This is a genomic window from Pseudomonas sp. NBRC 111127 (assembly GCF_001320345.1).
Taxonomy (GTDB): domain Bacteria; phylum Pseudomonadota; class Gammaproteobacteria; order Pseudomonadales; family Pseudomonadaceae; genus Aquipseudomonas; species Aquipseudomonas juntendi.
Genome location: NZ_BCBD01000214.1, coordinates 1 through 8,193, shown reverse-complemented (window position 1 = coordinate 8,193; position 8,193 = coordinate 1). Strand labels below are relative to the sequence as shown.

At 58.0% G+C, this 8,193-nt stretch carries 4 protein-coding genes and 1 pseudogene; 2 read left to right on the top strand and 3 right to left on the bottom strand.

What is annotated here, in order from left to right; genetic code table 11:
• The 3 genes from APH30_RS25150 to APH30_RS25140 form a co-directional block, all read right to left on the bottom strand.
• The coding region (locus tag APH30_RS25150; protein WP_156326671.1) for a hypothetical protein at positions 1-237 on the bottom strand (237 nt) is incomplete at its 3' end.
• Complete coding sequence (locus APH30_RS25145; RefSeq protein ID WP_156326669.1) at positions 234-2,684, bottom strand: hypothetical protein; 2,451 nt, start codon at positions 2,682-2,684, stop codon at positions 234-236. The genes APH30_RS25145 and APH30_RS25150, both read right to left, overlap by 4 nt.
• A gap of 73 nt (positions 2,685-2,757) precedes the next feature.
• Complete coding sequence (locus APH30_RS25140) at positions 2,758-4,542, bottom strand: hypothetical protein (protein ID WP_156326667.1); 1,785 nt, start codon at positions 4,540-4,542, stop codon at positions 2,758-2,760.
• A gap of 246 nt (positions 4,543-4,788) precedes the next feature.
• On the opposite strand from APH30_RS25140, the gene APH30_RS28915 reads away from it, so the two are divergent.
• The gene (locus APH30_RS28915; protein ID WP_156326665.1) at positions 4,789-5,205 is read left to right on the top strand and encodes a hypothetical protein; all 417 of its coding nucleotides are present in this window, start codon (positions 4,789-4,791) and stop codon (positions 5,203-5,205) included.
• Between the two features lie 24 nt (positions 5,206-5,229).
• Positions 5,230-8,193, top strand: a pseudogene (locus tag APH30_RS25130) (sugar-binding protein); the annotation flags it as partial.

The window sequence follows — 8,193 nt, the reverse complement described above, 5'->3', positions numbered from 1 at the left end:
CGGCGCGAGCACCAGTCCGTCCAACACCACCTGCTCGGTGCGCTGGCTATCCAGGTAATAGTGGCCGCTGATTGGCAAGAGCATATCCTGATCACGCAGCGCTTCCAGATAGCTCGCTTGCAGCAAGCTGTTCGCAGGGGCCTGGCCCAGGGCCAGGATGCCGCCCCAGCCCTGAACGGCGTCGCCTTCGCTTAATGCTTCGAGCAGCTCTCGTTTGGAATTGCCCGCCATGATCATGCCCCCCTCCGATGGCTATGCAGGCGCACATGCGCTAGCAATTCCTCATAGGCCTGGTCATAGGGGATAGGTACGGTAGTGAAGCCCCACGCAGGGTTACGGCCTCCCATCTTGTCCAGGGCCGCGACGATGGCGTAGTGCTCGCCCTGCGCAAGGGTGTAGATTCCCGTCGCCTCATTCAGCGCTCCTTCGCCCTTGACCAGCTTCCAGGTCGTTTCTTCCGGCGGCACCTCGATAAACCCACCTACACTGTCATCGAGCACCCACAATGCGAATCGAACTCCATTGCTACCTGCAGGCTCGGCCTTTAGGGTTGCGGTAGCACTCACCCAAGGAATGACGACGTCGATCCCTGCCCGCCGAACACCGTCGGTGACTTCGATACGATCAATGTGGATGCGATTGTCGAAAGGGTCTAGATTACCGGTCGATGGTTCGGGTGATTCATAAATCCGAACCTCCCGGTCTTTGGGAATGTCCAGATCAGCGTTCTGTCTGTCCGCTTCGGTCACTGCTCGCAGCCTGCCCTTGAAATCGGGTGTTTCAAGCCAATTCAGCTCGGCACCAAGGCGACCTCCAACGACAACATAGGGTTTCGGCATGCCAGGTGCCGAGTATTGGGCGTGGAACAGGAACGGGAAAACCGCCACGGAGTTAGGCACCACGGTAACCAACGCGCTGCTGCTGCGCCCTCCAGCCGTACCGGTCACAATGATGCGCAGCAGGCTGCCTTGGAACTCGCTCGCACTGGGTGCCGTATAAGTGCTGCCATTGAATGTGCCGGCGTCACCCACCTCGCCCGGCAGGCGCCTGGCCTGCCATTGGACATTGCCCGATGGCTCAGGCTGCAGCGTGAATGCCTGCGTGCTCCCGGCAAGCATCTTGGCCTCCAAGGGTTCGACCGCGAACGCGGTGAGATTCGGGGCAAGCTCTCCCAGCAAGCTCATGTCACCTGGCACCTGCACGAGATCTCCTTGTACCACTTGATCGCCTCTGAACAGCAACCCATTCAGACGAAACAGATCAAATGATATTGCCGCGGTTTCTATCGCCGAGGTCAATTCGCGGAATCTGTTAGTCAAGAGCGCTTGGAGATCAGGGTAAAATTGATGCTCCACGAAGTCCCCAAATGCCAAGTTGAAGCCTTTAGGATGCTCGGGCTCAACGGCCAAGTGTTCGATCGCCTCGCCCGGCACGAGAACGACTTTATTGCTACTTTTATCCAATTCGACGAGATACTCTTTGGCGAAATCAAAATCGATTTTCATATCCCGATCGCCTTTCATCCACACACCATCCAAATCAAAAACTGCATGGATACTAGATTTTGCCGTACCTTTGAGAGCAAACCTGAACTTATTGCCTTCCAAAACCAGACGAAAACCGTCTTCGGGATCGGCCAACTCAAACCCACCATGTTCAAGTAGGCGGTACCGCCAATGCCAGCGGTCCCTCCCGTGCTCGCCATAGTCTTCTGAAAACTTCGGCACTGAAGTCGGTACATCGCCGAAGCGTATCGTTAAAAAAAGCCCAGACTGGTCTATTACGAGTTGCGGAGTCTCCTTCACATCGGGTGATTCAGCGACCTTTCTTGCTACTTCACTCATCCACGTTTCATTGGCAAGTAGAATATTTACCGAAAACGAATCATCAGCGCTGGATTCTGGGAGCAAATAAGGCAAGGACTTGTCGGCGACTGGGAAATTTCCGCCTGCGGCATTATTGAACGCCACCCCCACCAGCACAGCGCCCTCCTCCAACTCGTCTTCATCTGCACTGGCCACAGCCTTTCCAGCTCGGCCCAATGAATGCGTCCGCACAGCGAACGACGTAGGGTTCAGCTCATCTTCGACAGGCGCCAGGGTGTTGAGCTCCCAGACACGTTGTTCGGCGGGCAGGCCGGCAAACTCCCTGTGCAAGGCTTGGCCCACCTTTTCATTCAGCTCTTTCCAGGAACTAACCTCGAAGGAGTAGGCGCCTGGGTCGGCGAGGTCCAGCGTCACGCGCCCCTCGTCATTGATCGAACCATGATCGCTGGCAGTGAGATCGATATTCATGCGTACCGCTGGGCCACTGAGGGGATCGATCTCCGACAAGCTTACCAACTCCACCTGGGAACTCCCGACCTGTTGCCTCAGCTCGCGGAAGGTACCCGCAATCGCGTTCATGCTCAGGCGCGCCTTGGAAGAGCTAATATTGGAGTTGGCGAATGACAGTCGAGGCTTGTCGAAAATCAACCCACCAACATCTGTCCAGCTGCCAGCCTCGGTTTCGGTTCGCACGCTGATCGGCGGCAACCAGGTCTCGTTATTGAAACGCTCAATGTGCTCCTGGGCCAACAGCCGGTTGGTTCTGAAACGGTCATAAACCAGCAAGGCACCCCACCCTAAAGTACGAGGTGCCGATTTCATGTAAGTCAGGTATTGCTCCATAGTAGGTTTGGCCATGGCCATGCACTCCTCAAGCGCTTGTATTGAAATGCCGGCACCCTCCAACCAACGGGGCACTCGGCGCGTTTAATTATTCGAACAAGGTCACCGTGCTGCTGTTGAAGGGCGTGAAGTAGTCGCCCCCATCGAAGCTCAAACGTGCGGACAAAGTGAATTGCTCATTGACCTCCAGCCGTTCCAGCAGGCTGCGGGGCAAGCGGGTCTTGACCCCGTCAGCGGCCTCCTCGGCCGAGACCGGCACGCCATCACGGATGACATCGCTAAGCTCACCGACGCCGCCTTTGTTCACCCCCGTGACCGATAGCGTCAGCAGTTGACCGGCAGCGCCAAACAACCAGCTACCCAGGCTCAGGCCGACCCCAGTGGGCGGCACCTCCTTCAGCGACAGCTGGTTACCCTCGTCGCAGACCAACGTCGGGTAGCGATTGACCTGCAAGGGCGAGATGCGGAGGTTGTAGGCTGGCGAACGTTCACCTCCGGGTTGAAGCACGTAGAACACCTCGAAGCGCCGGGACTGGTCGGCACTCCCCCGCCCCATGTTGGCGGGCACATATTCAGCCGGGATATGAAACCGCCGCGGATTGGCAGGCACAGGCTGTGTAGCGACGAAACGCCCAAGGGGGGCCTGGCCCCACCAGTGCACCTCTACGGATTCGCCCTCTCTGGCGACGTCGGGCACGTCGACATAGGCCCCGTTGACGGCATCGCGGGCGGCCAAGGTGCCATATGCTGCGGAGCCCTCGGGTACCGCGTCGACCACCGAGGGCGGGTCCAATTGCCGTATCGCTTTCACCTGCACCTGCAGCGAGTCCGAGAGCAAGCTGACACCAGGACGGGCATAGAGATAGGCCAGCGTCACACGCAGCCCCTCGCTGGCCAGGGCGACTTCACCAGGCAGGTGGAAGGGGATCTCGCCGTTGGCTTCGGTGCTGGGGTCGACCCGCATTACCTGCACGACATCACCGGCAGGGCTGCGCCAGTACAGGGCCACACGATCGCCGACGGCCATGCCAGGGTAGGCTTTGACACGGATTGCCAGGCCATCACGAAACTTGGCCGGGTCCAGTTCGTCGTCACCCTCGCCGTTGTGGCCTACAATGGCAGGCTTGCTCAAGTACCCCGGCCAGCTGGCTTCGGAGTCAACCAAAAACTCCTGGGGCGGCGCGTCCAGAGTCTGGCCATCGATGAAATCGATGGCGTAGGTTGCCTGCGCTGAGCCTGGGTCTATGAAGCGAAAAAAATTCCGCCTTACGGTGAACGCCAGAGGCTTCTTGTCGAAATGCTCGGGGCCAACCGTCAGCGAGAGCTTCTCGGTGTCGTCCTCTTCACCGTCTTCGTCAAAACCGACCAGTTCGAAGCGAATCGTGTCACCTATCTGCATCGCCTGGTACGGCGCGATGTTGAATGTCGCCCCTTCGCTTTCCAATTGGTCAGGGCAAATCAGCAAACCATGCGCTTGCGCCGACAGCGCAGGCGGCAATCGCTCGTTTACGGTGCGCCCGCGCAAGCCCACATAGCAAAAAAGGCGAAGAGACTCCGCTGTGTCGTTCAGTGTGTAGGAGTAGAACGCCCAGCCACCCGCCGCTCGCTGCAAATCATCGTTCTTGATCAGCACTGGCAAACCCCGCTCAAGGTCCTGTTCCTCGATTGGCAATATGCCCTTGATATCGTCAACTGCTTCACCCGTGACGCCGACTGACAACCAGCGCGGGGCAACCCGATCACCTTCTGTCATGCCCTCGTACTTGATGAACGTCGATAGGGCCTTGCCCTGCAATGCATCAAGATCAATTTCCCCCCATTCATTGAGTTCAACAATAGGGCGGGCCGGGCTAGTCTGATAATGATTTGCCATCGTAATACTCATCCTTTATGTGCAGAAACTATTGGATCCGCGCCATCTATCACTGCGCAACCCACGGCAGACGTATCGACTGAATTAAGCGATGAGTCACGGCATTACTCTAGGGCAGCCAAAACCTCGCCGCACCTAGCAGTTTTGATAGGTGCTGCCACTTCCTTGCACCCGTAGAATAATTGCGCAAGACAAGCGTTTTTCGTACACGCTTCATACTCAAACTACTAACAGTGGACCTATAAAATGGATACCTTATTAACGGCCGGTACGCTTCTGGTGATTGACCCTGACGATAAATTTTCCAGCTTGTCCGTGCCGCCTGCAGGCAGTGGCACAGCGGTTGTCTTGAATTTAAAAAATGGGAGTGACAAACTGAGTAAACCCCGCAGAATAAATATGACAAATATGCCGTCGGCCGCCATCATCAAACTGGAATCAAGAGACCTCGACGACGACGACAATCCCGAATGGTGGGCCACTTTCAAGACCACGCATCAACCTGCACATCTGGGGGGAAGTGAGGATATTCACTATTACGTAAATGGCTACCAAAAAGAAAACTTCCTCCAGGAAGGCCTCGGTTTGTTGCTCGTTGATAAATCAGAGAAACCGGCCAAGCGCGATACGTTAGGAAAAGTCACCGTCATCGTGTCTGCATGAACAACCGCCAGCGAGGACCACACCATGACAGTGCAATCCAACGCCTTCAATTTCATGAGTTTCACCCAGGGCAGCGTCGACCCGCGAACCGGCACCTATGCCTTGACTATCGACCTACCGGCACTGAACGCCAATGACCTGCAGGGCCCGGACTTGCCATTGTGTCTGGCCTTCAACCCCATGAATGGGCTCAACACCGGTTTCGGCAAAGGTTGGAGTTTGAAGTTGAGCCGCTTCGATCCTCGAGATGGCATGTTGGAGCTGTACACCGGGGAGAGTTTTCAGGTTATCGACAACGGCCCGGATGCGCCCGCGCTCATCCCCGAGCGCAAACTCGAAAGCTTCCACTTCCAGAACATCGGTAGTGACGACAACAAACGTTACCGCGTGGCCCACGCCTCCGGGCTGGTCGAAATACTTGAAGTGCAGCAGGGCCCAGCCGGCGTCGCCCTGCCAGTTCACGTACACACCCCTTCTGGCCATGGCATCAGCCTGGAATACGATGCCATGGCCAGGCTCGTCTCGATCGAGGACGACAACGAGCAGCGGCTGCTCGCCATCGACTATGCCGGTAATGCGCAGGTAAAGCTGGACCTGCACCCCGCCAGCATCGCTTTCGCCCGCTACACCCTGAAATTCACGGGCGAAAACCTCTCTTCCCTGGTACTGCCAAGCGAAGACCAGGCCAGCTGGCATTTCGGCTACACCCTCCTGGGCGGGCTGCTGCTGCTCGAACGCCTGGACAACCCTGCCGGCGGCACCGAGCTCATCACCTATCAGGAGCGGGGCCATGCATTGCCCGGTGTAGACGCCTGGCTACCCTATGTCCGTCGGCACGTCATGCAACCCGATCCACTGGACAAAGCTACCCACCTGCGTACCGACTATACGTTCACCGTCCACAACTATCTGGGCTTCGGGGCGGACGGCGTGGTCTGGGACGAAAACTATCGCCAGGATCACCTGTACAAGCACACCGGAACGCAATACACCTATGGCTCCACCGCGACCAATTATTGCGACGGCCAGCCATTGCGCACGGAACAAAGGGTGTTCAATCGCTTTCACCTGATGACCGAGAAGGTCGATACGCAGGAAGGCTGCATCGAAACGGTGAAGACCGAGTTTCACGAAGTAGCCAATGCGCGCTTCGAGCAACAGCCTGCTTTTTTCCAACTGCCACACAAGATAACCAGGTCATGGAGCCAATCGGGCAATTCGATTGACTTACGGGAGGAAACCGTTACCACCTGCTATGACGAACACGGCAACCTGGTGGAAGAGCTGCTGGCCAGCGGCATACGCCAAGTGCGTGAATACTACCCGGCGAGCGCAAGCGACGGCTGCCCCGAGGATCCTGAAGGCTTCGTCCGCAATCTGAAAAGCATCACTGTGTACCCAGCCGCTGTGGATGACGAAGGCTCGGCCGCCGCTGCGATCTTGCGCACCCGTTACCGCTACAAGGCGCACGCCCCCCTGCACAAGATTGCAGGGTCCCATGCAGCCAGCACCTGGCTGGCAGCCTATGAAGAGCAGAGCGTTGAAGTCAGGCCCTCGCAGAACAACTTGGCGGGTGACGAGGAAGTGCTGCTGCGCACCATCGAAACGGCTTATCTGCAAATGCCTGACAAACCCAGGCTGCATGGCCGGGTCGATTATAAGAAAGTCAGCCTCAATGGCACCACGGCCCGAACCGAATGGGCTTACGAGCCGTTGCGCGATGCACAGGGCAAGTTGACGCGGCTGCAAACCAAGACACACTTCAAGGCCCCGGGTGGCACCCTGGAAAAAATCATCTCCCATGTTCATTGCGGGCTGACTGGCCAATTGCTCGAGGGTGAGGATGTCAACGGCATTATCACTCGCTTCCAATACGATGTGTTGGGCCGGCTGGTCGAGCACACCATCAACCCCGACGATTCGATCTATCGTACGACCACCACCTACGCCTACCCCATTTTGAGGGAAGACAACCGGACCCGGCGGGCTGAGGAAGTCACCGATGCCAAGGGTGTGGTTACCCGGGTGGTCCATGACGGTAACCAGCGCAGGATCCGCGAAGAACGGGAGATTACCGACCCGGAAACCCAACAGCGAATCACTCGCACCACCGCTGAGTACCGTTACGACTCGATAGGCCGCCTGGTGAGCGAAACTGCCTTCGACTATGTGATCGATGACCCCGACGGCGAGGCGCCCACAGAGCGAACCCTGACCATGACCTCTGGCTACACGTATGACGGCTGGGGTGGGCTGCGCACGAAGACTCGCCCGGACAAGACCTGCGAACACAGGGTGTTCTCGCCGTTCGGCAAGGAAGGCAATGTCATCACTCGCTGGGTGGCGCCAGCTGACGAACCCGGTGCCGTCAAACAACTGGGGGTCGTCGAATTCAACCGCTTCGGCAATCCCGCCCATGAGTACCGTCAGATGGCATCCTCACCCACCGCATCCGCAACCGATAAGGCGCCACAGCGGGAAGTGGGGCGCGTCGACTACCGCTATGACGGCCTGGGGCGCTGCGTGAGGCGATCACTGACGTTGCAGGCTCAGACCCAGGCACCGATCATCAGGGCCGATGCGTACCACTACGACATCTGGGGGCGCATCGACGAATCCACACGCGCAGACGGGTCGTCGTTGCTGCGCAGTTTCGCGCCCCATAGCACCCGCGAACTCACCACTCTGCTGGCGATTCGCAAACAAGCTGGCGCCTCGCCCCAGCAGTTGTGCAAGCGGACCTTCGACGGCCTTGACCGCCTGCGCGAAACTCAGGTGGGACAACGCGTCGACACCTATGACTACCGCGGCCAGACCCAATTGATCGAGACCCGCACCACCCGCGACAGCCAGGCGACAAGCGCCAATGCGAGGAAGCGGACCATCACCTACCAGTACACGCCCGAACTCAGCACCGAGCCCCAACGCCTCAGCGCCAGTTTCGAACAGGACGGGCGCACGCAGGCCGTGAACGAAGCGACCTTCGAC